Here is a 22920-nt window from a genome sequence, read left to right as displayed (position 1 = left end):
ATGAAATTCTTTAAGGAATGGGAGCCACAATGGATGCCCCTTTATAAAGAACTGTATAGCATTACCGTATTAAAGCATCGAACCCTTTTTAAAATCCCCGTGTATGTATTCATAGGGGAGGAAGATGTAACCACTGGTTTTGAACTCACCCAAAAATTTTATAAAAAGCTAGAAGCACCCAAAAAACAACTGTTTCGGCTGAAAAATGCGGGACATCAAATACCGATGTACAAATCCGCAGAAATGCAGAATTTGATCTGCAATGTCTAAGCGAGGCCCAGCAAGTAATCAATTTAAAGTAAAAGGTTTCAAATTATAATTCAAGACGATTTGCTTGAATATGTACCCCAACTTTGTAACATCATTTTAAAACAATCAAAAAACGAACAATCATGAAAACAATCAAAAAACAAATGGTATTAAAAATGGCTTTTGTAGCCTTTGCATTATTATCAACTACAACATACGCGCAAAACACAAATTCTGAAACAACAACACAAAGGGATGGTTTCATCTTCGAATTCGTAGCAGGTGGAGGCATAATCGGTATAGAAGATAGTGCTGGTAATCAAACATTTGACAAAACTCAAGGAACTTTAGTTTTTCCAGATTTAAAGTTTGGCCATATGTTGAACGATAATCTCGCCATTACGGTCTCTTTACCAGGAAACATATACGAATTTCAGGACAACGACAGACATTTTGGAGGCTTTATACCTTCCCTACAATATTGGGCAAAAGACCGATGGTGGATTCATGGAGGTTTAGGCCTGGCCATAGATTCACCGGCACTCTACGACATTAAGGACAACGAAAATGATGATTGGAATTTTGGATGTGCCGTGATGGCCAGCACGGGCTATGAAATCTACAAGAAGAAAAATTTTGCGCTAAATATTCAGTCCAAGCTGGTGATGGGCAGGACGTTTTTAGCAGGAGATGCCCATAGGGATATAGTAAGCGTTAACATCGGGTTAGGGTTCAGTTGGTTCTAATAAAGTACTATTTTAAATGAAGTATCTTACATAACTAAAGCAATACAATGAAAAATAAGGTAATACCAACCATAGTTCTTTTTGTTTCGATATGGGCATTTGGTCAGCGGACCGCACCTCAAAAGATTGCGGAATTGTTTACGGCCGAATTGGAAAAGGAACCCGTCAAAAGTGCATTTCTGCATGTCTATTCCAAATCCAAAGGAATTAATATACAGTTGGCCGAGAGTACGGTCGAATCGGAACATGACCTAACGATTAATAATCCGTTTTACACGGCCAGTATTACCAAAATGCTGACGGCTACCGCTGTAGGAATCTTAAAAGATCAAAAAAAGCTAAAATTTGAAGATAAAATAGCCCAATATCTGTCAGCATCATTAGTTACACAGCTCCACCTATTGGATGGAAAGGAGTACTCAAAAGACATCACCATCGCCCATCTCTTGCAGCATACATCGGGTCTGCCGGATTATTTTACGAACGGAACTTTGGATAATAGTCCCAATATCATAAATCAGTTATTGACGGATACCGATAAATCTTGGTCACCTCAGGAAACAATTCAGTTTACTAAAGAAAAGATGAAACCTCATTTTGTACCTGGTAAGGGCTATCAATATACGGATACGGAATATGTGCTGTTGGCCTTGCTAATCGAGAAGGTAAGTGGCATTCCCTTAGATGAGTTTTTTAGGAAGTATATTTTTCAGCCTTTAGGGATGGAGTCTTCATATATCAATTTAAAATCATCGCCGTCAAAGAGTGAACGGCCCATGGCTAAATTTTATGTGGGCGATACGGAAGTATCATCCATTAAAAGTTTAAGTGCCGATTGGGGTGGCGGAGGTTTGGTATCCACCACCGAGGATCTAATTACTTTTTTGGAAGCCTATAACACCAATAAACTGGTAAAAAGAAAAACCCGCCACGCCATGCAACAATGGGTCAATGAAACAATGGGTATGGAATACGGTTATGGGATACGAAAGGTATCTTTCAAAACTCTTTTTGAGAAAGATACAAACCTGGAAGTCATTGGCCATTCGGGTAGTACCGCATCCTTTTTATGGTATTGCCCACAAGGGGATACCTATATTGCTGGCACTTTAAACCAACTGGAAGCTTCAAAAAGCACCCTGAATTTAGTGTATAACATACTTGAGCTGGTAGAAAATAGGCAATAATATGAATTCATTTCAGAAAGGAATAGTTTATACCTCCATTTTCGTGATTTCTGTAATGAATTCAGTATTTGCACAGGCATCATACAAAACGGATTGGAAAGAAGACCTTAAAATCTACAAGGAATCTTTGGAGCAAAAACATATCGATCTTTACCATTCGGTAACTCGGGAAGTATTTTACAACTACTGGAATAATATTTACAACAGTGTCGACACCTTAAATGATTTTGAAATCATTCTAAAATTGATGCGCTTAACCAGACGAATCAATGACGGGTATACTGCGGTTTCCCTAAGCAATATTTCCACCTATCGTTTTCCTTTGGAAATTGAATGGATAGCAGACCGATGGTATGTAACCAAAACATTGCCTGAAAATAAAAAGTTGTTCAAAACTACCTTGGAATCCATAAATGGCGTTCCGATGGATACCATTGCTCAAAAAGTATCGGTGATTGCCAATTCGTTGAAAATGAATATTCCCTAAAGGAAAGAACGGGAAGTTATGTGCCGATTGAGGAATTGCTTTTCCATCTGAATTTGATAGATTCTAAAACCAAGGCCACCTTTGGTTTCAGGAATAAAGCCAATGAATTGATAACGATGGAATTGGAAGCGGTATCACTTGAAATGTGGGAACACAGTGAAGTTTCTAAATTAAAGCTAACGGTACCTGGAATAAAAAATCCCAAAACCGTCGATGTCGGTTTTTGGTTCGCGCCAGTTTCAGGTATAAAAGCGCTATATATACAATTCACGGACTATCCTTCTTTTGAAGAAATGCAAGTTTTTGGTGAACACTTGGCAGCCTTATTCAAGAAAACGAACTGAAGCAAGTTATTATAGATATGCGTGAAAATGGCGGTGGGGATTTATACGTAGGCACCGTTTTAGCGTATGCTCTAAATCTTGCTGATTCCATTGATTGGAAGCATGGCGTGTTTGAGCTAACCAGTAACAAGACCTTTTCTGCTGCCACAAGCAGTGCGGCCCTGTTCAAGCAATTGTTGAATGCCAAAATTGTGGGTCAACCCACGGGTTCCAATCCTAATGGATATCAAGATATGGATAGCTTTACCTTACCGCATTCAAATCTAGCAATCACCTATTCAAAAAGACTATTTCGATTGTCAGACCAGGTAAATAGAGCGCTTCAACCCGATGTTTTATTACATCAGAAACGGGATGATTTATATGAGGGAATAGATACTGTTTTGAAAGAATTAATACAGAGCTGGTAATAATTAAACCCAGGTTGCGAAAAATAGAAAGTTCTAGTCATAGTCTAAATCGATCCCATAGCAATTTGGAAGACTATGCCCGATACGAGACTTGCGCTACTAGATTCCTTAATCCACATCCTAGCAGTATTGTAAGACTAATTGCAGGAATTTATTACGTCAATTTTGAGTAGAAAAAACATCGAAAGAATAAGAAATATTTAATTTTATAGTAGGTTTACACATAGATTAACGAACAAATGTCGAACAAACTTAATTTTATATTTTATTAATTATTTGATTATGAATGATTTAAATAAAATATAATGATATACAGAACGTTTATCATACCATGCAAGAATAAAAAATAATTGTAATTAGTAAAAAAAGCCACTCCTAGGAGTGGCTTTTTTTAATTCATCAATTTAAAATATCTACTTAACAGCAGTATCTTTCTTACATTTTCATTCTATTTCCTTATCACCTTCAAGCTTTCATTTCCATAAATAGAAGTCATACGAATAAAATACATGCCAATTGGCAATTCACCGATATTCAGATTAATTTCATTGTCACCTTGCTTTAAGTTAAATGTGCCAAAACCCTGTACTTTTTGTCCAATTCCGTTATATAATGATAACGTGCCTATCATGTTCATTGGAGAAACTATTTCAAGATTCAGGTTTTCATTAAATGGAATAGGATAAGCGTTTAATTCAAGTTTAGCAACAGGTCTCTTCACCGTTAAACTTTCAATTGGACAAACATTGGCATGAAGCACTACATAAAAGCTGTCCATATCCCCTGTGTAAATATCCTCAAATGTATACGTATTGAAAGCTCCATTGGCCATATCTGGATAAGGGTACTGACCTGGTGCAGCAGTAAACCCATTGCCTTGTGTTGGTAAAACTTTGGTTCCAACATGCAATTGAGCATCCGTCATTTCATATGCACTTAGGGTAGAAACAGTCACATCTATTTTACCATCGGTATAAATAATTTCAACATTACCTACCAAAGCACCTTTTGAAATATCACACTGACCAGCGGCAGCATATACATCCATTTGATATGTACCATTAATAGATGGGAACTCATTCGTCCATCCCCAACGGTTACCACTTACATTAGCAATATCCAAGAGGCATGTCCTTACATTTACATCCGAAGATCTGGCAAACGCTGTTTCGCATTGATCAATTGTACCAGTACCGCAGTCATTATCATTTTCAATAATTTCCCAGTCACAGGTTATCTCGTTCCAGACCGCAGTTTCATTACATTCTGTAACTGGCATCTCGGGTTGTTCACCCTCAATATCCCATCTACAGGTCTGTTCGTTCCAAACTGCTATTTCGTAACATTCCGTTACCGGCTCCATTGGCTTCTCACCAACAATGTCCCAACTACAGGTCTGCTCGTTCCACTCAGCGGTCTGGTAACACTCTGTCACAGGCTTCTCTGGCTGTCCGTCCACTTTGTCCCAACTGCAGGTCTGGCTGTTCCATATTGCTGTTTCATAACACTCGGTTACCGGTTCCATGGGCTTCTCACCAACAATGTCCCAACTACAGGTCTGATCGTTCCATTCAGCGGTCTGGTAACATTCCGTTTCTGGCTTCTCCGGCTGGCCGTCTACTATGTCCCAACTACAGGTAACCCCGTTCCAAACAGCAGTTTCATAACACTCGGTTACCGGTTCCATGGGCTTCTCACCAACAATGTCCCAACTACAGGTCTGATCGTTCCATTCAGCGGTCTGGTAACATTCCGTTTCTGGCTTCTCAGGCTGGCCGTCTACTATGTCCCAACTACAAGTAGCCCCGTTCCAAACGGCCGTTTCATAACACTCGGTCACCGGCTCCATTGGCTTCTCCCCAACAATATCCCAACTACAGGTCTGTTCATTCCATTCAGCGGTCTGGTAGCATTCCGTTACTGGCTTCTCTGGCTGTCCATCTACTATGTCCCAACTGCAGGTCTGCCCGTTCCAAACGGCCGTTTCATAACACTCGGTCACCGGCTCCATAGGCTTCTCCCCAACAATATCCCAACTACAGGTCTGTTCGTTCCATTCAGCGGTCTGGTAGCATTCCGTTACTGGCTCATCACTCTTAATACAAACATTATCATCACAAGCATCCGGTATACCATCATTATCAATATCTACACTATCATCTCCTTTAGCACACTTATCAAAACAATCGGCTATTCCATCTCCATCTTGGTCAAAACCTTCGTCAATGTCTCCATCACCATCATTGTCCACACCGTCACACACCTCTTGGTTTGGTTCGGTAATGGTAATACCACATCTTGATGTGGCCCCAGTAGCATCCGTTATCGTTACATAATGGCTACCTGCAGATAGCGAGTAATTTACCTCCTCAGTTGAACCATCATCCCATTTAAACGTGTATGGCCTATAGCCTCCATTACCTCTTACTCCTGCAGCCCCATCATTAGCACCATATTCACTAACATTATTTATCAAATATGTCCAACAATACAATTCTTTTGCGATATCTATTTGAGAAGTAGTTTCACAACCTTTGGCATCGGTAACCGTAACGCTATGTAGACCATATGTTAATCTTGTTGCCGTTTGGGAAGTTTCGCCATTATCCCACAAATAGGTCAATTTGCCTGTACCGCCCGTTGCGTATATCGTCGCAACCCCATCTTCTGTTATGTGGTTTGTTGCAAGCTCGTCCTGCTCTATAGTACTTACAAAATCATTGCATTTTTCTTTGGTAGGCTCAGCAATAGTTACACTACATTGCGATGTGGCCCCAGTGGCATCCGTAATGGACACATAATGGGTACCTACTGTCAACGAGGAGTTTACTTCCGCTATTGAGCCATCTTCCCATTTAAAGGTATAAGGTCTGTACCCTCCATTACCTTTAACCTGTGCTGCTCCATCGTTTCCTCCGACCACACTTACATTTTGAATTAAGTTGACCCAACAGTACAATTCTTTGGCTATATCTATTTGACAACTGGTTTCACATCCATTGGAGTCGGTAACCGTTACGTTATGAAGGCCGTATGTCAAGCTATTGGCTGTTTGGGTGGTTTCACCATTATCCCATAAAAAGGTGAATTGGCCAGTTCCGCCAGTTGCATATACAGTCGCAACCCCATCTTCTGTAATGTGGTTCGTGGCAAGTTTTTCTTGTTCTATGCTACAGACCAATTGTTGGTTATTGGTTACCATAAACACCTCTGAGATTGCACCACATCCAAATTCATTGGTTACTTGAACCGAATAATTACCTGCCATAGCTGTAATAGACTGGGTGGTCTCGCCGCCTGGTGACCATAAATAACTCGTAAAGCCAGCACCAGCATCTAGAACCACACCATCACCGTTATGACAATAGCTTTCATTTCCTGAAATCTGGACTATTGGTGCTGGATTCACTGTCAATCTTGCGACTTCACTGGTTACACTACAGTCGTCAGTATCAACATTTGGTGTACCATTGTCCGAAGTAACAATGACTTTATATTGGTAGCCGTCACCACCTATTTCCATAGAAGCAAAGCTTAATAGTGAATTGAAACTTGGTCCTCCTAAATTTTCAAAACCGTTGCCAGTATCCACTTGCCATTGATAGGACAGGGTACCTGTACCTGTGGCTCCTACATCAAAACTTAAAGGATCTCCCGCACAAATAGTTGCGCTAACTGGTTGGGTATCTATCTCAACTGAACAAGGTTCAGTATATTCATTTATAAACTTTATGGAAACATTATCTCCCGAAGCCACATCAATCTGTATTTCATTTTGTGTTTTTAACCTAATTGTGGAAGTACCTTTCTCAGAATTAAATTGAATATCACTTATCGAGTATTTATCAGGTAGATTTTCTTCCCTAATTTGAATCAAGAAAGTACCGGCATATGAAAACGAACCGCCTTCCTGCTCTGGAGAATTAATACCACTTTCACTTAGATAAAAATTCCCATACTCATTAGGTATAGAGGTATTGTAAAAGAAATAGAATTGCGCATCAGGATTTGAACCTATACCGATTACATCTTTTGTAACTATTACTTTTGACAATGGATTAACGTTTAATGTGGCCACATCACTTATTATAAAACAATCATCTTTGTCATTACCAGGTGTACCATTATCTGAAGTTACTTTCACCTTATATTGATTTCCATTTTCAATTAGGTCAATTCTAGCCAAATGAAGTGTAGTTCCTCCATTTATCTCAGGAGCGAAACTCGTCCATGTTACACCTTGATCATTAGATAACTGCCAATCATAAGATAAAATTCCAGTACCACTTGCCGTAACAGAAAAACTATCTGAATCGCCTTCAAATACTGTAATATCTTGTGGTTGGGAATCCAGAACAACAGAACAAGGTTCCGGACAAGTATTCAAAGGGTCTGTGATGGTTATAGTTGTTTTACATGAACTTTGATTCCCATTAACATCAAAAACAAATAGCGTTATGGAATTTTCTCCAATGTTGGAACAATCGTAAATAAGAGGCCCTGTTACATTAATATTACCATTATTAGTTCCACAGTTATCTGTTCTTGATGAAAATGCATTGTTAAACAAGAAATTTGCTGATATTTCAAATTTGCCATCACTATCAAGTTCTGCAAATAGTGGTTTACATTCTATAGCTGAAGGCTCCGTGTCATTTACCGTTACGTTAAAATTACATACACTTTGATTACCAGCCACATCGGTAGCTGTAGCGGTTATCGTAGTCGTGCCAACACTAAAAAAACTACCTGGATCAATATTATAGGCTATAGTAAATGAAGAATCGTCCGTAGCAGTAGCGGTAAAATTAACCATTGCACCACATTGCCCTAAATCATTGCTTATAATAATATCCCCGGGGCAGGTGATGACTGGAGGAGTGATATCTGCCGGTGTATCATTGGAAAGTCCGGGAGTACCTAAATCACCGCTACCAAATGGATTTTTTGATGTTTCCCAATTACTCCCCACATTATTGTCATTGGTAGGATTTTTAAGGGCCATAGAAGCTCCGGTTGGATCTGGAAAATTAGGTCCACCATCATATTCAATATGGTCTATTACCTTACCTGAGCCATCGAGAAGTACAATTTCATCGTCTCCATTAGCCAAAAACAAACCAGTGTATTGATAATCCAAAGCTACTCCTCCATTGGTACCTGTATCAGCATTATTACCCAGGATCAAATAGCCACCAGCAGGGATAATTAAAGCCCCACCATTGTTAATTACATGGCTATCGGCATCATTGTCCTTAATAGTCCACCCATTTATATCAATATCAGTAGTCTCGGCGTTATACAATTCAAACCACTCTCCTGCGCTATCTGCAACTGCTGAAGGGTTTTGCATGATTTCGTTTATAACTATAAACGGTGGCAACTCCTCCACAGTAAACGGTATACTTACTTGGTTGATACAATTATTATTATCTGTGTCTACGTACGTAAAGGTTATAGTATAATTTCCGGCATCACCGATTGCAGGGGTATATTGACCAGTTGCATTTGGAGCACTACCAACATAACTCCCATTCGGGGGAGTAGGAGACATTGCCAGTACACCTGAAGTAGAAGTACCTCCTAAAAGTCCCTGAAAGTTCACCGGGGCTGCGTCCTCAGAAACCGAAGAAGAACCCGTTATACTAATATTTACCTCAGGATAAACCACTATGGTCTCTTGGGCCACAGCAACACATCCTGTTGAATTTGTATGAGTATAGACCATAATATAGGTGCCTGCTCCCGCAGCTATTGGGTCAAATGTACCCGTACCGTCATTATTATCTACCAAAGCAGGAGCCGCTGGCGTATCTGAACCTGCACCAAAACTAAAAGAACCAGTCCCTGTTGGATCAGGCGTGGAATTACCTGATAAGTCTATAGATGTGGGCGGATTAAATGACAAACAAACCTCGGTTTCAGAGGCTGTTAGCGTTGCTACACAATCCGTAACCGTAGGCGTACCAAAATTGGTGTCAACTGTTCCTGAAAAAGGAGTATCGTTTTTGCTAACCCAATTGGATAGGTTATGCACAATGGTCCTGATTTCTTCTGGTGTACCAGCCAACGGACAAGTAGCGGTTGCACAGCTAAATTGAAAATTGTCTTGCTCAATACCTCCTGGACCCGAAAGCCGAATGGCAGTATCACCGTTTGTTAAAGCATCGGGCAGAGCAGAAGTGGTATTGCTGGTTGCAGCACCATCCCAATTTGCATCGTCCGTTATACCCGTTAACACATTGAAATGCAGCCCTGCAATAAATGTGGGGCTGGAAAGACTACCTTGAATGGCAAATAATTGATCCCCCAATACTGTAAAGGAAGCTGCCAAAGGTTGTAAATTACTGAAATCCAACACTACCACTTCTCCTGCACTTAAAGCAGTGCTAGCGGTCCAAGTGAAATCACCGTCACCAACTGCTTCAAAAAAACCAGTACCATCATTCCAACCCCGATCGGTGAAAATAATCTGGGTAGCAGCATCAATATCCTTTAAAAGAATAAATGCAAAATTGTCATCTGCATCGGTTGCTCCATCCGTATTAACACCTAAAAAGGCAATATCCCCGGGTGCTAGCACCGTTTGTGCATTTGAGAGGTATACCGATAAAATAACTAGTAAAGAAAGTAAAGATTTTTTCATAGGATTGGTTTATGGTTGATGTTTCAGTACTTGTTATTTATGATCTTGAAGGGAATATGCCTTGGAGACAAATGATATAATTTAATGCTTGGGAAGGCTGCATATTATTGATTTCTTGGTTTGCACCTACATTGTTCTGGGGCAAAGCACCCATGGTGGTATCTGAAGTGGTGCCAAAACCATCAAAACCGGCACCTGCCACAAAGTGATTATTAGGTACATCAGAATTGGCTTCTTCTTTCGCTGGCATGGACACCCCGTGGTTATGGGAGGGTAATTGATTGGTGTTCAATATCGTGATATGACTTCCAACTTTTTGCCCTTCACGATAATTAGGCAACCCTGGGCCTTGTCCCACTCCAATAGGTACTCGACCCCTTAAATCTGGCAGGGCAAACGTTGTCCTTCCGTCACCTCCATAAATTGTTCCCAAAAGAGAGAAAAGTGCTTGATTTTGACTTATAGGTAAAATCTGTCCGTGGCAAAATGCCCAACCTCGAGGTGCAAAATTACCTGCAAATAAAATGATTTGTGCTAAATAGGGTTCCATATATCGTACTATTTTTTTAGATTATTAAATTTGAACATATCATAATTCACAAAGATTAAGATCTTGAAGGGAAAGTACCATAAAGACATATGATATAGTTTGCAACCAAAGAAGGTTGCATATTATTGACAGGCTGACCACCACCAACATTATTTTGCGGTAAGCTACCCATTGTAGTATCTGAAGTTGTACCAAAACCATCAAAACCTGCACCAGCAATAAAATTTCCAGTTGGAACCTCAGTATCTGCTTCTTCTTTCGCAGGTAAGCTTACTCCATGGTTATGAGAGGGTAGTTGATTAACGGTTAAATAGTTTTGCGCGCTACCAGATTTTTCACCTAACCTAACACTTGGCAGTCCAGGTCCCGTCCCTTCTCCTATGGCTGCCCTACCTCTTAAATCAGGTAAGCCAAAAGTTGTCCTGCCATCTCCCCCATAAGTGGTGCCTATAATAGAGAAAAGCGCCGTATTCTGTGAAATGGCCAAAAGTTGTCCATTACAAAAAGCCCAATTGCGTGGAGCAAAATTACCTGCAAATAAAATGATTTGTCCTATAAATCCTTCCATAATATTTATTTCTTTAATGAAAAATTGAAATTGATTTTAGTCTTATAAAGAGCTTTATCCATTTTTGGAAAAAGAAGGTCATTACCAATATGATTGTTGGCCTCCCAATGCTCTCCGGTAATATTAGCACCAAACTCAGAAATTTTTAATTCTGTTTCGAATTGACCATAATCTTTGGATATTTTAAAATGAATGGTCGCAGCTTTACCTATTGACCTAGAAGGATAATCTGTTTTTAGAAGATACCTGCCATTTATGTCAGTGAACATTTCACCTCTATACTCTATTATTTCCGAATTAGGTGAAAGGTGCCAAAACTCAACTTTTACACCTCTTAAGGTATTGTTACCCGTTACGTCAAAAATTTGCCCTGTTATTTCTAATTGTTTACCGAAAAGGTTCCTTCGGATATCTGTTTGGTGAGATATCCCAATTTCTGTTCTTAGACCAGAATTCGAAGCACTTGCTATGGTTGGAAAGAGAATTAGCCCTCCAGAGGCTATAAGGGAATTTTTTAGAAAATTCCTCCTTAGGTAGTTTTGTTTCATATTCCTATTACAGTTTGTTGGTTAGCCAAACCATAAGGAAGTACTTAAGCTTTATAAAATGTGGGGGTCACAATATTTAATTGTCAATAAACTTCAAGTTAGTTGAACACTCAAAAGATAGGTGTTTGTTAACATTTTACTTTAAAAGTTATATGAATGGTATATTTTCTACGATAAACGGTTAAAATATGTTAACATATTCTAAAGATCCTTACATTTTTAAAGTAATCCTAAATTCACAAATCTTCTGATTCTTAGATTCATATAACCACACCATCCTATAATAAAAAAAGGCCTGTCTTCCCAGACAGACCAAAACCAATAACCTAATAAACCCAACAACCTATTATTTAGTACTATAGAAATATAATGAAGATGCCTTTGATAAATTATTATTTACTGATGGTGTAATATTACCACCCGTATCCGCATTTGAAAAAGCCAATACCTTACCCCCTCCATTTGCAGCTTCAGCAATAAAAACGGTATTTGAAGTCGCATCATATTCTGCTGCTACCGGATTACCTAAAGAAGTAGCGTTACCAGCTATTCGTGTTTGATTACCAGCCACGGTAAGGATACCTCCATTGGAAACACCTGAAAATTTACTTTCAAAATCTGATATAATATGAAAGCCACCATCCGTATCGGACGCTGCATCACCTACATCCGTTAAAACCATAGTACCTTTATCATATGCCAAACCATGAGTTCTTACTATTCCCTCGATTGCTATTTTTTTGCTAACACTAACGGTTGCATCCGTTGTATTCGTTGCCGTAAAATTGGCAAATACTGCCAATTGATTTGTTTTATCTACTACCGCATATAAATCATTACCAACAAACTCAATTCCCCATAATGCAAAGTCCGTTACCAAAGTGTTTCTTAAAGTTAAAGATCCATTAACACGTGTATAGATAAATAACCTTCCATCGGCAGTGGTCTCATCCCCATCAACATCAGCGTTATCTGAAACAACCACAAAATTGTCATTAACGGCAATATCACGAGGACTAGATACATCAGCGCTACTAGAGAAAGTAGCATTAATGCTCACACTACCTAACACTGAAGCTATATCTGTATAGGCGTTCAACCTATTTGAAGATCTTGAAGCTTGGATTATTTCATCCCTTTCAGCATCGTAATATATTCCTTCAGCGGCCGTAGAAATTGTAGTCAAAGTGTTTACATCGCCAGTTACCATGTCATATACCGTTATATTCCCATCAGTATTATTTGATGCATATAATTGTGTGCTTTCTAAATTCTGCATAGCATCGCCACCATCATTTTCCTTATCGCAGGATACAAACAACATTAAAGCAATAGTAATTGCCAAACTACATTTCCAAAAAATTTTATTAATCATCATTTTTAAGATTTAATTGTTTTACCATACCTACGTAGTTTTTAGGGTAAGGTTCTAAATAAAATGTTAAAAACGAGTGTATTTCATCGATCACAAAACACCTTTAAAATTAAGTGAGATTGATAGATTGACTCTAGAAATGAAGAAGAATAAAACAAGAAGATCGTTATCTTACCTTTCCCGCAATACCTTCAAAAAAAGCTTGGTACTTTTTAAAATCGGCAACTTGATTTTCCGATACAGGAATCGGTTCTGAAATTTTTATTTCTTTCTTACCATAATCAAAAGCGACTAGGACAATGGGGACATTAGCTGTTTTTGCTATAAAGTAGAATCCCGTTTTCCAATTTTGCACTTTTTTACGGGTACCTTCTGGAGAAAGTGCCAAACGGAATTTTTTTCTTTCCTTAAAAATTTGAGCAATACCACTTACGGTATCGCTGCTTTTACTCCTGTCTATTGGTGCACCGCCTGTCCACCTGAAAAACCAGCCTAAAGGGGAATCAAAAAGGCTTTTTTTACCGATGTAGTTTATCTCTTCATTCCAAACTTTTCTTATTAAAAGACCTAAAAGAAAATCCCACCAGCTTGTATGGGGCACGACAATAATTACAAATTTGTCTAATTTCGAAGGAAACTTGCCTTTTATCTCCCAGCCCATAAGTTTAAAATAAATGAATTTGGCCAGTTGTTGCATGAGTTTGGATTGTAGATCTATATTAAGAGGGAGAACCTTTTGTACTGATAGACTCTTATATTTTTTTATAGATTGATTTCAATTTTTCTGGCGTAATAATAGATTTCCATTGTCTACCTAGCGCATTTTCCCATAATGGTTCCATATTCAACGCTACAGAAATCATTTTATCAAATTCACTTTCCGATAAATCCTTGCAAATACCGGTAGGGATTTCAATTTCATGTTTTTTGACCATTTCATTAAAAAGCGAAACACCTTCTGGATAAAACTCTTCCAAATGCTGAAAAACCATACAGTTGCCTATACCGTGTTTTACACCCAAAAGATAACCTAGACCATAGCTCAAGGCATGGGCTACCCCTACCTGTGAGTACGCTATACTCATACCACCATGCCACGACGCCATCATCAGTTTCTCTCTACTTTCTAAAACCGGCAAATCCTTAAGAAAAACCTCCTTACAAAGTTCTAATGATTTCTCACCATAACTTTGACTAAAGGCATTTAAAAAAGTGCCATTTAAAGACTCTATGCAATGTATATAACAGTCCATTCCCGTAAAGAACCATTGTTGCTTTGGCACTCCATTTGTCAAATCTGGATCAAGAATCACTTGATCAAACGTGGTATAATCACTATTTATTCCCAATTTTTTATCTGGTCCCATTAGAACTGTGGTTCTAGAAACTTCTGCCCCAGTGCCACTAATTGTTGGGATACCCACATGATATATCGATTTTTTCTGCACCAAATCCCAACCTTGATATTCTGCAGCACTACCCTTGTTGGTCATCATTATTGCAAGTGCCTTTGCTAGATCCAACAATGTTCCACCTCCAATACCTACTATACCTGATGGTAGTTCTTGGAAATTGTCCTTAATCATTTCCACCAAAGCATCAACCTGTTCTGTTTTGGGTTCCTCCCCAGCTGAAATAAAGACAATCTGATCACAGAAAATTTTAGGAATTCGCGCTACCAAATCTGTACCTTCAAAAACATCATCCACTAAATAAATAACTGGTGCCTCTGAATGTTTCCTTTTGGGCATTAAAATAGTTCCCAATTGGTCAAAACTACCAATACCGTAGACGACCCTTGGTACCATTGGGAAATTTCTATATTTTTCTGAAGCTCTAGTAGGTATATTCTTCAATCTTCTTTCTTTTTTGATTTTCATACTTTATATTAAAGGAAATCCAAGACATCTGTTAATTTGCCTACGGTTATATACCCATTCTTTTCCTTGGGCTCTTCAACCTCTTCGTGCTGCCATGTGGTATGAAATGGTATATGTACAGCTTTAGCCCCAATGTTCACTAACGGCAAGACATCTGATTTTAATGAATTTCCTATCATCAAAAACTCGTTCACCGGAATCTCTAGATGATCCAATAAATCTTGATAGTTTTTCTCTTTTTTATCGCTCAAGACTTCAACATGATGAAAATATACTGACAATCCAGATTTTTCTAATTTTCGTTCTTGATCAAGTAAATCGCCTTTTGTAAGAACTATCAACCTGTATTTTCCATTTAAACCTTTAAGTACTTCCTTTACCCCATCCAATATTTCAACAGGATGATCAATCATGTTTTTACCTAGATTCAATAGTTCCAAAAGTGTTGCTTGTGAAACTTCATTATTTGAAAGTTCCAAGGCAGATTCTATCATAGAAAGTACAAACCCCTTGATCCCATACCCATATAACCCCAAGTTCTTTATTTCCATTTTAAAAAGCTCTTGGTCTATCTTATTCTTGGTCTCGTAATCTTCCAACAAAGTTGCAAAATGTTCCTCGGCATCCCTAAAGTAAGTTTCATTCACCCAAAGGGTATCATCTGCATCAAATCCTATAACCTTAATAGTACTAAAATCTATCTCCATGCAGCCTGCGCTTTTTTTAAATCTTCTGGGGTATCTATTTCTATACCAGAAACTGTAGTTTCTACCATTTTTATTTTCTTACCATACTCGAGATATCTTATGGCCTCTATCTTTTCTGTCGCTTCCAATGCCAACATAGGTAATCGTTGAAAATCCATTAAAGCACGTTTTCTAAAAGCATAAATACCTTTATGCTTATGATAAACCGTATTTTCGTTTTTTGACCTCGGATAAGGTATTGGTGCCCTGGAAAAATAGAGTGCAAAATTTCTGTTATCTACAATTACTTTTACCGTATTAGGATTGTTGATTTCCTCTTCGTCTGTAATTTTGACCATCAAAGAAGCTAGGTCTATTTCCTCGTTAACATCGTTCTTAAAAACCTCCAAAACCCCTGCCAAACTCTCACGATCCGTAAATGGTTCATCACCTTGTACGTTTACAATAATATCAACATCCATGTCCATAACCGCCTCAGCAATACGATCACTACCACAATCATGTTCCTTTTGGCTCATAATGGCCAAACCACCTACATTAGTAATTGTCTCGTAAATGATATCACTATCGGTCACCACATAAACATCATCAAAAAGCCCTGTTTTTATTGCTGCTTCATAGGTACGCACAATTACGGGTTTGCCAGATAAGTCCTGCATAAGTTTAGCAGGAAATCTAGATGCCGCATATCTGGCTGGAATCATTGCAATTATCTTCACTGGTTTACGTATTAGATTTAGGCCTTAAACTTCTATAAATTTTAAAAATGAAAAATAAAATGATTATTACCAAGACCGCTGCAAGTATAGGTGCAAATATAGAGGCTACCGATACCGCAACAGCTGTGCCCGTTTCTACGGTGGCAACTACGGGATTGGCAAGTCCACCTGTGGTTGCAGTGGATGCCAACCTTCCGGTAGCACCAGCCCCTTTAATGGCTGTTGCGGTTCCACCACCAGCAATAATGGCCAATGACCAAGTTACTACGGGGTCTAGATTTGCAACTGTAGAAACCATTACCGCAGTACCGGCAATAGCTGCCAAGGGAATGGCAAAACTATCCAAAAGATTATCTACCCAAGGGATAAAATATGCAAAAATCTCTACTAAGGTGGCCACACCCAATGTAATTACTGCAGCCAAACTCCCAATCCATTCCCAACTATCATTTAGTGTCCAAACATCAAAATAGGAAGCTATACTAAGTGCGAATAAAGGTAAAAACACCCTAAAACCAACGGAGGCAGCGAGTCCAACGCCTAAGAATATACTAATTACTGTTTCGGAAGTCATGAATGGGGTATTTAACTAAAAATCAATTATTTACTAATCCATTATTTTTGGGACTAGATACAGACTCGATTATTTTCCACTAAAATAGCCTTTTCCTATTCAACAAAAAAATCGTTCTTAAAGCCAATAAGATAGAGTTTTTCCTTTGCTCTAGTCACCGCAGTATACAGCCAGCGAAGATATTCCTTATCTATTCCATTTGGAAGGTAGGGCTGTTCTACAAAAACTGTATTCCATTGTCCGCCTTGAGATTTATGACAAGTTATTGCATATGAAAACTTAACCTGCAAACCATTAAAATACTTATTGTTCTTTACACCTAGAAATTTCTTGTATTTGGATTTTTCATGGGCATAGTCTTTCATTACCTCTTGGTATAAACGGTTGCCGTCTTCATAGGACAGGGATGGTGATTCTGCCTTTATGGTATCTAAAAGTAGCACCGTCTCAAAGGGTTTCATATTGGGATAATCTACCATCTGCACTTTTACCTCCGCAAATTTGAAACCATAAATATCTTTAAAGTTAAAAATTTCTAGTACTTCTATAATATCTCCATTGGCAATAAACCCAGCTTCGGAATTGGGTTTTAGCCAAAAATAATTGTTCTTGACCACCATCATAAAATCCCCTGCAGCAAGTTCGTTTTCCAAAAAAAGAATGCGCTCCCTAATGCTCAGATTATAAAGGTTTGCCCTTTTGTTAGAACGCACGATAATAGCAGTTTCTTCTTTTCCATTTTGGGAATAGGAATCATCTATGGCTTCTTGTATTTCATGGCCGTCTATTAAACGTACAATGTCCTTATACGGATTTACATCAAAACGAAAATCATCAAAAAAATCACCCTGTAATTGCTCCCTAAGCAAAGTAGCATTCACTAGAATACCAGAGTTTTCTGCCTGCCTCACCACTTCATCCAACTCCAATAGCTCTACCTCTTTATTATAATTCAAAGCCAATTTGTCGGCATCCAAGGCAGGACTTAGCTGTAAATGTACAGGAGGCAATTGTGCCGTATCACCAATTAATAAGAGTTTACAATTATAACCGGAATATACAAACATCATAAGATCGTCCAACAAAGAACCATTTTCAAAAAGTTTAGAATCGGCTGGAGTATCTGGAATCATAGAAGCTTCATCAATAATGAAAAGGGTGTCCCGGTGTTTATTGGGCGCTAAAACAAACTGCACACCTCCTCCAGTCTGTTTCTTTGGGAAATATATTTTTCTGTGAATGGTAAAGGCCTGTGTTTGGGAATAATTGGACATTACTTTTGCCGCTCTTCCCGTAGGGGCCATAAGTACGGATTTCATCCGCGTTTTCCAGAGACTATTCACTAAAGTACCTACTAAAGTTGTTTTTCCAGTACCAGCAAAACCTTTTAAAAGGAATACTTCGTCCTTATTTTTAGACAAAATAAAGTTAGCCAGCTTTTCTAAAGCTACCTCTTGTGTAACCGTAGGGTCATGTGGAAACTTGGTTTTTAACTCTTTATAAAATATAGTGGGTGTAAGTGGTTTCATGTGATGTCAAATATAAAGAGGATTTTTAGGGCAAAAACTTTTGCGATTAAAAAAAAATTGTAGATTTGTGACAACCACTAAATTAAATTAACACTTACGAAATGAAGACCATAATACAGATTGTACTTTGGATTGCTTGTATTGGTTTAGGGTACCTTATTTATAATTCGGTTACCGGACCTATTGAATTTAAAAAAGTTAAGGAAGAACGTTTTGCACAAGTAGTTGCGAAATTAAAGGATATTAGAAACTCCCAGGAAGCTTATAAAACTGTAAACGGTAAGTACGCAAATGATTTTCCGAGTTTGATCAAGTTCATTGATACAGGTAAATATGTTATCACGCAACAAAGGGATTCTTCATTTATGGAGTTTGATAAAGCATATGGAATTGATTTACTTAAAGAAGTTAAGATTATTGATACCTTAGGTTTTGTTTCTGTGCGTGACTCTTTATTTAAAAGCGATAACAGATATAAAGATTTGGCAGTTGTGCCTACAGCGCCAGGAGGTGAAAAATTTACCATGAAATCTGCCATTATTGAAAAAAGTGGTTATAAAGCCCCTGTTTTTGAGGCAAAAGTTGATAAAAGCATAATTTTGTATGATCAGCCAAAAGACTTATTGGCTCGTGAAAATGCGCAAATGAGTGTTGAAGAAGTCAATGGGTCAGAAATAACAGTTGGTTCCTTAGATGAAGTTAGTACCAGTGGTAACTGGCCACCAATCTATGATAAAAAACAAGATCAATAAAGGCTTAGACATAGCTGATAAGAATTTTAAGAAATTGTCCATTCAGGTTAGCTTGAATGGACTTTCTTTTTGTGTGGCCGATACGGTTTCACACAAAGTACTTATGTCCGATACTTTGTTTTTTAAAGAGGAGCTAAACCCTATTTCAACAAAAGCAGAACTAGAAAAGCTATTCAGGAAACACAAATTAGATGAACAACAATTTGACGATGTTGTTGTTGTTCACCGAAATACTCTTTTTGGCTTAGTACCAAAACCACTATTTAACGCTGATACCCTAGCACAATATTTAAGGTACAATACCACAATATTGGCCAATGACGAGCTTGCCTATGATGAGTTAGGAAATCAAGATATTGTGAATGTTTATGTACCATATATGAACATAAACAATTACGTTTATGAAATTTTCGGAGAATTCACTTATTTACATAATGGCACCGTTCTTATACAATCACTATTGGACCTATATGGCAACCAAAAGGACCCTATTTGCTATGTACACGTAGGTAAAGGACAAATGGATGTTGCTGTAATCTCACAACGCAAATTACAACTTTACAACAGCTTCATATTTGAAACTAAGGAAGACTTTGCCTATTTCCTTTTATTTGTATTAGAACAATTGGATTTAGACACGGAGACGGTTGCCGTAAAACTTTTTGGCACCATTGAGGAAGACGACCCTATTTTTGAACTGTGCTACACATATATTAAAAACATAGGTATCTTTGTCCCCAGTTCCCCACATCATATGGAACTGGGTGAACCACAAGCAGAAGTTATCGACTTTACAGTACTAAACGCTCTTTAATGCGCATTATCTCTGGAAAACATAAAGGCCGCCATTTAATGGCGCCTAAAAAATTACCGGTACGTCCTACTAAGGATATGGCCAAGGAAGGGCTATTTAATATTCTTCACAACAGTTATTACTTCCCAGACCTTAAAGTACTTGACCTTTTTGCAGGTACCGGAAATATAAGTTATGAGTTTGCCTCAAGGGGCGTAGAAGATATTTTGGCAGTAGATACCGATCTGGGCTGTATATCTTTTATAGATAAAACTTCAAAAGACCTAGAAATGGGAATACGCACCCTTAAAAGTGATGTTTTTACTTTCTTAGGTCGAAATACGGAAAAGTTTGACATCATCTTCGCAGATCCCTTTTATAATATGGAACTTGATGATTTTTTAAAAATTCCCGAACTCATCTTCGAAAAGAACCTGTTGTTACCCGACGGAGTTTTGATTATTGAGCATTCCAAACACACCAACCTAGAACACCTTCCCAATTTTGAACGCTCCCGTAAATATGGTGGTAGTGTTTTTAGCTTTTTTAAAGGCTAACTATTTAACGTAATTTTTCTTTCATACATATTTCATATTGGAATATAGCTATAAGCAACCATATATATGTGAAATGTTATTGTTGGAAAATGTTTTCCACTTAAAAGCAACAAAGCCTACACATAAAACGTTAAATACCAAACAGTCTAGCAACAAATTAATTTTATAATTGAATATTTGAGTAGAATTATGTCAAGTACTATTAATGATGTTATCGACTACAACGAAATCTTTCTTACCAAAGAAAAGGCAACTGCGTTATTTAATCAATTAATGAGCTACTCTGATCTTACCAATATGGTGAAAATAGAAACTGAATCTGGTGAGAAGTTTAATTTGAACTTTGGAAAAATGATGTTTTTAGACAATGAACTGATTGCAAAAAACGCACTTCCAAAATCAATTTGGGGAAATACTATGGAATGGTCAGAACATATAATTCCCATAAAAAAACAGGTTGAAAATTAAGTGGGCCTTGTATTTCAAACGTGTGTTTGTATTTTTTATCCAGATGGAAATTCTGGTATAGATTACCATTCAGATAAAACAGCATTTGGTGACACCGCAATAATTCCTTCAATTAGTTTGGGAGAAGAGCGACAATTTTGTTTAAGAGAGAAAAAAAACATGTCCACAACCAAGTTGATATTAAAACACGGCAGTTTACTGGTTATGAAAGATGGATGTCAAGAGCGTTTTGAACATAGTTTACCTACAGATGTAAAGTATTTGAAACCAAGAATCAATTTGACTTTTAGAAAATATGGCTTTTAGCAAACTGTAAAATCAAATAAAAGCGCAACTTCACCAATACAATTCAAAACTATATTTTAAACTAAACATTGATGACAAAGCAACCTAATGTAGATCAACAGTATGTAATTAACGACAGGGTTAAATTACCTTTGACCTTTGATACAGTCAAAATGTTAGAAGAATTTGAAACACAAAAATCGAAACATTTTGAATATTACGATGTAATTCCACTAAGGGCACCCGCATTTATGGTAGATACTACATTGCCTTCACCTCCACCAGCGGAAGATTATGCCGATGGTTCTTGGACAGACTGGCTTGATACGGCTGCTTTAAAAAATTCTCCATACTTGATGAGTGTCGTAAATACTTTTAGAAAAAAAACAAAGGTCACACTAGTCCGATTACTAAGATTAGCTCCTGATTCAGTGGTAAAAGAACATACCGATCCTACGTTGGCACTAGAGATACAAAAATCCGTTATCCGCCTAACGATTCCAATTTCTATAAATGAAAAGGTCAGCTTCTTCTTAAACGGAGATCCGGTTCCAATGCAACCCGGTGAATGTTGGTATTTAAGACTTACGGACCCACATAAGGTAATAAACCATGGAGCAACTGATCGTGTAAACTTAACCATAGATGTGATTCCCAATGATTGGGTAGTTAAAATGATTAGAAGGGGCCAACCTTTGATTAAATAAGGATTCTGTTTCTATTATCTATTAACCTTATCCAATATTCTAGATATAGACTGTACCTTACTATTATTATGTTCTTAAAATATGCACAAATTCTAAATGAACATATAAACTAAAAAATTTCGTGTTTGAATTATAATAAAGAATTAGTAACGCAGATAGTCAATTTTCTGAGTTCCATTACAATACTGGTTGTTGAAAAAGAATTGACTAATCCTACTTTTTTGCCTGGTTTACAAATTAAAGGTAGTACAATTTTATTGGATAGGACAAAACTAAAATACCCTGGAGACCTCCTACATGAAGCTGGTCACATTGCTGTAACAGAAGAAACTATTAGACCTTTACTTGGCTCAAAAGAAATCGATAATTCATGGCCAACTGACGGTGAGGAATTGGCTGCCATATTATGGTCTTATGCAGCGTCTTGTCATTTGAATCTCGATTTAGAGGTGGTCTTTCACCCTGACGGATATAAAAATGAAGCTTCATGGCTAATCGAACAATTTAACAACAAAAATTATTTGGCACTTCCACTCTTGGAATGGATGTCACTATGTAAGAAAGAAGAATTTCCAATTATGAGAAAGTGGCTCAGATAAATTTTCATTAAAGAACAAAAATTGAACTAACATCTTGCTACTATTACCTACTATTATAATAGAATCATAAAACCGACTATTAAGCAAGTATTTTCATATACTGATGTTTTGTATAATCAATCTTACACATCACTTTGAAAATAAGCTGAACAAATCTTAAAGTAGTATTATAAAATGTAAAACCAACTAACCTTGAGAAATACTATAAAGTCCCTTTTGACCTGACATTATTATATTGGT

At 37.7% G+C, this 22920-nt stretch carries 24 protein-coding genes; 13 read left to right on the top strand and 11 right to left on the bottom strand.

The window, feature by feature from the left end; all coding sequences use genetic code 11:
* The 6 genes from ACOCEA_RS13030 (at window position 1) to ACOCEA_RS13005 (ending at window position 3423) form a co-directional block, all read left to right on the top strand.
* On the top strand, window positions 1-270 hold the full coding sequence (locus ACOCEA_RS13030) for an alpha/beta fold hydrolase (RefSeq protein ID WP_420756690.1): 270 nt from the start codon (window positions 1-3) through the stop codon (window positions 268-270).
* Between the two features lie 122 nt (window positions 271-392).
* Entirely contained in the window at window positions 393-995 is a 603-nt protein-coding gene (locus ACOCEA_RS13025) for a hypothetical protein (RefSeq protein ID WP_420756689.1), read from the top strand.
* A 47-nt stretch (window positions 996-1042) separates the two neighbouring features.
* A complete protein-coding gene (locus ACOCEA_RS13020) occupies window positions 1043-2182 on the top strand; it encodes a serine hydrolase domain-containing protein (RefSeq protein ID WP_420756688.1) in 1140 nt (379 codons plus the stop codon).
* A gap of 1 nt (window position 2183) precedes the next feature.
* Window positions 2184-2669: a hypothetical protein gene (locus tag ACOCEA_RS13015; protein WP_420756687.1), complete on the top strand. Its 486-nt coding sequence runs from the start codon at window positions 2184-2186 to the stop codon at window positions 2667-2669.
* Between the two features lie 53 nt (window positions 2670-2722).
* Entirely contained in the window at window positions 2723-3013 is a 291-nt protein-coding gene (locus ACOCEA_RS13010) for a hypothetical protein (protein ID WP_420756686.1), read from the top strand.
* A gap of 17 nt (window positions 3014-3030) precedes the next feature.
* Complete coding sequence (locus ACOCEA_RS13005; RefSeq protein WP_420756685.1) at window positions 3031-3423, top strand: S41 family peptidase; 393 nt, start codon at window positions 3031-3033, stop codon at window positions 3421-3423.
* A gap of 448 nt (window positions 3424-3871) precedes the next feature.
* Here ACOCEA_RS13005 and ACOCEA_RS13000 read toward each other — a convergent pair whose 3' ends face one another.
* From ACOCEA_RS13000 to ACOCEA_RS12950, 11 genes are all read right to left on the bottom strand, one after another.
* Window positions 3872-10069, bottom strand: coding sequence for a lamin tail domain-containing protein (locus ACOCEA_RS13000; RefSeq protein WP_420756684.1), 6198 nt, complete (start codon window positions 10067-10069; stop codon window positions 3872-3874).
* A gap of 37 nt (window positions 10070-10106) precedes the next feature.
* A complete protein-coding gene (locus ACOCEA_RS12995; protein ID WP_420756683.1) occupies window positions 10107-10619 on the bottom strand; it encodes a phage tail protein in 513 nt (170 codons plus the stop codon).
* A 55-nt stretch (window positions 10620-10674) separates the two neighbouring features.
* The gene (locus tag ACOCEA_RS12990; RefSeq protein ID WP_420756682.1) at window positions 10675-11187 is read right to left on the bottom strand and encodes a phage tail protein; all 513 of its coding nucleotides are present in this window, start codon (window positions 11185-11187) and stop codon (window positions 10675-10677) included.
* 5 nt (window positions 11188-11192) lie between these two features.
* On the bottom strand, window positions 11193-11735 hold the full coding sequence (locus ACOCEA_RS12985; RefSeq protein ID WP_420756681.1) for a peptidase associated/transthyretin-like domain-containing protein: 543 nt from the start codon (window positions 11733-11735) through the stop codon (window positions 11193-11195).
* 346 nt (window positions 11736-12081) lie between these two features.
* On the bottom strand, window positions 12082-13113 hold the full coding sequence (locus tag ACOCEA_RS12980; protein WP_420756680.1) for a hypothetical protein: 1032 nt from the start codon (window positions 13111-13113) through the stop codon (window positions 12082-12084).
* A 163-nt stretch (window positions 13114-13276) separates the two neighbouring features.
* Window positions 13277-13807, bottom strand: coding sequence for a 1-acyl-sn-glycerol-3-phosphate acyltransferase (locus ACOCEA_RS12975; protein ID WP_420756679.1), 531 nt, complete (start codon window positions 13805-13807; stop codon window positions 13277-13279).
* A 55-nt stretch (window positions 13808-13862) separates the two neighbouring features.
* Window positions 13863-14990: an iron-containing alcohol dehydrogenase family protein gene (locus tag ACOCEA_RS12970; protein ID WP_420756678.1), complete on the bottom strand. Its 1128-nt coding sequence runs from the start codon at window positions 14988-14990 to the stop codon at window positions 13863-13865.
* Window positions 14991-14998: 8 nt separating this feature from the next.
* Window positions 14999-15697 carry an HAD family hydrolase gene (locus tag ACOCEA_RS12965; protein WP_420756677.1) on the bottom strand — a complete coding sequence of 233 codons (699 nt, stop codon included), beginning with the start codon at window positions 15695-15697 and terminating at the stop codon, window positions 14999-15001.
* A complete protein-coding gene (kdsB, locus tag ACOCEA_RS12960; protein ID WP_420756821.1) occupies window positions 15688-16401 on the bottom strand; it encodes a 3-deoxy-manno-octulosonate cytidylyltransferase in 714 nt (237 codons plus the stop codon). Before kdsB ends, ACOCEA_RS12965 begins: the two co-directional genes overlap by 10 nt.
* Window positions 16402-16420: 19 nt before the next feature.
* Complete coding sequence (locus ACOCEA_RS12955; RefSeq protein WP_420756676.1) at window positions 16421-16990, bottom strand: DUF4126 domain-containing protein; 570 nt, start codon at window positions 16988-16990, stop codon at window positions 16421-16423.
* A gap of 95 nt (window positions 16991-17085) precedes the next feature.
* Window positions 17086-18519 carry an ATP-dependent DNA helicase gene (locus tag ACOCEA_RS12950; RefSeq protein WP_420756675.1) on the bottom strand — a complete coding sequence of 478 codons (1434 nt, stop codon included), beginning with the start codon at window positions 18517-18519 and terminating at the stop codon, window positions 17086-17088.
* 101 nt (window positions 18520-18620) lie between these two features.
* Between ACOCEA_RS12950 and ACOCEA_RS12945 the strand changes: the two genes are divergently transcribed.
* The 7 genes from ACOCEA_RS12945 to ACOCEA_RS12915 all read left to right on the top strand — a co-directional run bounded on the left by ACOCEA_RS12945 (window position 18621) and on the right by ACOCEA_RS12915 (window position 22680).
* On the top strand, window positions 18621-19271 hold the full coding sequence (locus ACOCEA_RS12945; RefSeq protein ID WP_420756674.1) for a hypothetical protein: 651 nt from the start codon (window positions 18621-18623) through the stop codon (window positions 19269-19271).
* Entirely contained in the window at window positions 19213-20085 is an 873-nt protein-coding gene (locus tag ACOCEA_RS12940) for a DUF3822 family protein (RefSeq protein ID WP_420756673.1), read from the top strand. The genes ACOCEA_RS12945 and ACOCEA_RS12940 overlap by 59 nt, the downstream gene beginning before the upstream one ends.
* The gene (locus ACOCEA_RS12935) at window positions 20085-20621 is read left to right on the top strand and encodes an RsmD family RNA methyltransferase (RefSeq protein WP_420756672.1); all 537 of its coding nucleotides are present in this window, start codon (window positions 20085-20087) and stop codon (window positions 20619-20621) included. The genes ACOCEA_RS12940 and ACOCEA_RS12935 overlap by 1 nt, the downstream gene beginning before the upstream one ends.
* Before the next feature lie 189 nt (window positions 20622-20810).
* Entirely contained in the window at window positions 20811-21089 is a 279-nt protein-coding gene (locus tag ACOCEA_RS12930; protein ID WP_420756671.1) for a hypothetical protein, read from the top strand.
* Window positions 21090-21395: an alpha-ketoglutarate-dependent dioxygenase AlkB gene (locus tag ACOCEA_RS12925; RefSeq protein ID WP_420756670.1), complete on the top strand. Its 306-nt coding sequence runs from the start codon at window positions 21090-21092 to the stop codon at window positions 21393-21395.
* A 71-nt stretch (window positions 21396-21466) separates the two neighbouring features.
* Window positions 21467-22081, top strand: a complete 615-nt coding sequence (locus tag ACOCEA_RS12920) for an aspartyl/asparaginyl beta-hydroxylase domain-containing protein (RefSeq protein ID WP_420756669.1) — start codon at window positions 21467-21469, stop codon at window positions 22079-22081.
* 221 nt (window positions 22082-22302) lie between these two features.
* The gene (locus ACOCEA_RS12915) at window positions 22303-22680 is read left to right on the top strand and encodes a hypothetical protein (RefSeq protein ID WP_420756668.1); all 378 of its coding nucleotides are present in this window, start codon (window positions 22303-22305) and stop codon (window positions 22678-22680) included.
* Window positions 22681-22920 lie beyond the last annotated feature (240 nt).

The sequence above is a fragment of the Maribacter luteocoastalis genome (genome assembly GCF_048890225.1).
GTDB lineage: Bacteria > Bacteroidota > Bacteroidia > Flavobacteriales > Flavobacteriaceae > Maribacter > Maribacter luteocoastalis.
This window is presented reverse-complemented; position numbering and strand designations above follow the sequence as displayed.

What these genes read in the sequence shown, in the direction of transcription:
- ACOCEA_RS13030 (WP_420756690.1), top strand. Translation starts at nt 1, where the DNA reads ATGAAATTCTTTAAGGAATGGGAGCCACAATGGATGCCCCTTTATAAA.
- ACOCEA_RS13025 (WP_420756689.1), top strand. Translation starts at nt 393, where the DNA reads ATGAAAACAATCAAAAAACAAATGGTATTAAAAATGGCTTTTGTAGCC.
- ACOCEA_RS13020 (WP_420756688.1), top strand. Translation starts at nt 1,043, where the DNA reads ATGAAAAATAAGGTAATACCAACCATAGTTCTTTTTGTTTCGATATGG.
- ACOCEA_RS13015 (WP_420756687.1), top strand. Translation starts at nt 2,184, where the DNA reads ATGAATTCATTTCAGAAAGGAATAGTTTATACCTCCATTTTCGTGATT.
- ACOCEA_RS13005 (WP_420756685.1), top strand. Translation starts at nt 3,031, where the DNA reads ATGCGTGAAAATGGCGGTGGGGATTTATACGTAGGCACCGTTTTAGCG.
- ACOCEA_RS13000 (WP_420756684.1), bottom strand. Translation starts at nt 10,069, where the DNA reads ATGAAAAAATCTTTACTTTCTTTACTAGTTATTTTATCGGTATACCTC.
- ACOCEA_RS12995 (WP_420756683.1), bottom strand. Translation starts at nt 10,619, where the DNA reads ATGGAACCCTATTTAGCACAAATCATTTTATTTGCAGGTAATTTTGCA.
- ACOCEA_RS12990 (WP_420756682.1), bottom strand. Translation starts at nt 11,187, where the DNA reads ATGGAAGGATTTATAGGACAAATCATTTTATTTGCAGGTAATTTTGCT.
- ACOCEA_RS12985 (WP_420756681.1), bottom strand. Translation starts at nt 11,735, where the DNA reads ATGAAACAAAACTACCTAAGGAGGAATTTTCTAAAAAATTCCCTTATA.
- ACOCEA_RS12980 (WP_420756680.1), bottom strand. Translation starts at nt 13,113, where the DNA reads ATGATGATTAATAAAATTTTTTGGAAATGTAGTTTGGCAATTACTATT.
- ACOCEA_RS12975 (WP_420756679.1), bottom strand. Translation starts at nt 13,807, where the DNA reads ATGCAACAACTGGCCAAATTCATTTATTTTAAACTTATGGGCTGGGAG.
- ACOCEA_RS12970 (WP_420756678.1), bottom strand. Translation starts at nt 14,990, where the DNA reads ATGAAAATCAAAAAAGAAAGAAGATTGAAGAATATACCTACTAGAGCT.
- ACOCEA_RS12965 (WP_420756677.1), bottom strand. Translation starts at nt 15,697, where the DNA reads ATGGAGATAGATTTTAGTACTATTAAGGTTATAGGATTTGATGCAGAT.
- kdsB (WP_420756821.1), bottom strand. Translation starts at nt 16,401, where the DNA reads ATGATTCCAGCCAGATATGCGGCATCTAGATTTCCTGCTAAACTTATG.
- ACOCEA_RS12955 (WP_420756676.1), bottom strand. Translation starts at nt 16,990, where the DNA reads ATGACTTCCGAAACAGTAATTAGTATATTCTTAGGCGTTGGACTCGCT.
- ACOCEA_RS12950 (WP_420756675.1), bottom strand. Translation starts at nt 18,519, where the DNA reads ATGAAACCACTTACACCCACTATATTTTATAAAGAGTTAAAAACCAAG.
- ACOCEA_RS12945 (WP_420756674.1), top strand. Translation starts at nt 18,621, where the DNA reads ATGAAGACCATAATACAGATTGTACTTTGGATTGCTTGTATTGGTTTA.
- ACOCEA_RS12940 (WP_420756673.1), top strand. Translation starts at nt 19,213, where the DNA reads ATGAAGTTAGTACCAGTGGTAACTGGCCACCAATCTATGATAAAAAAC.
- ACOCEA_RS12935 (WP_420756672.1), top strand. Translation starts at nt 20,085, where the DNA reads ATGCGCATTATCTCTGGAAAACATAAAGGCCGCCATTTAATGGCGCCT.
- ACOCEA_RS12930 (WP_420756671.1), top strand. Translation starts at nt 20,811, where the DNA reads ATGTCAAGTACTATTAATGATGTTATCGACTACAACGAAATCTTTCTT.
- ACOCEA_RS12920 (WP_420756669.1), top strand. Translation starts at nt 21,467, where the DNA reads ATGACAAAGCAACCTAATGTAGATCAACAGTATGTAATTAACGACAGG.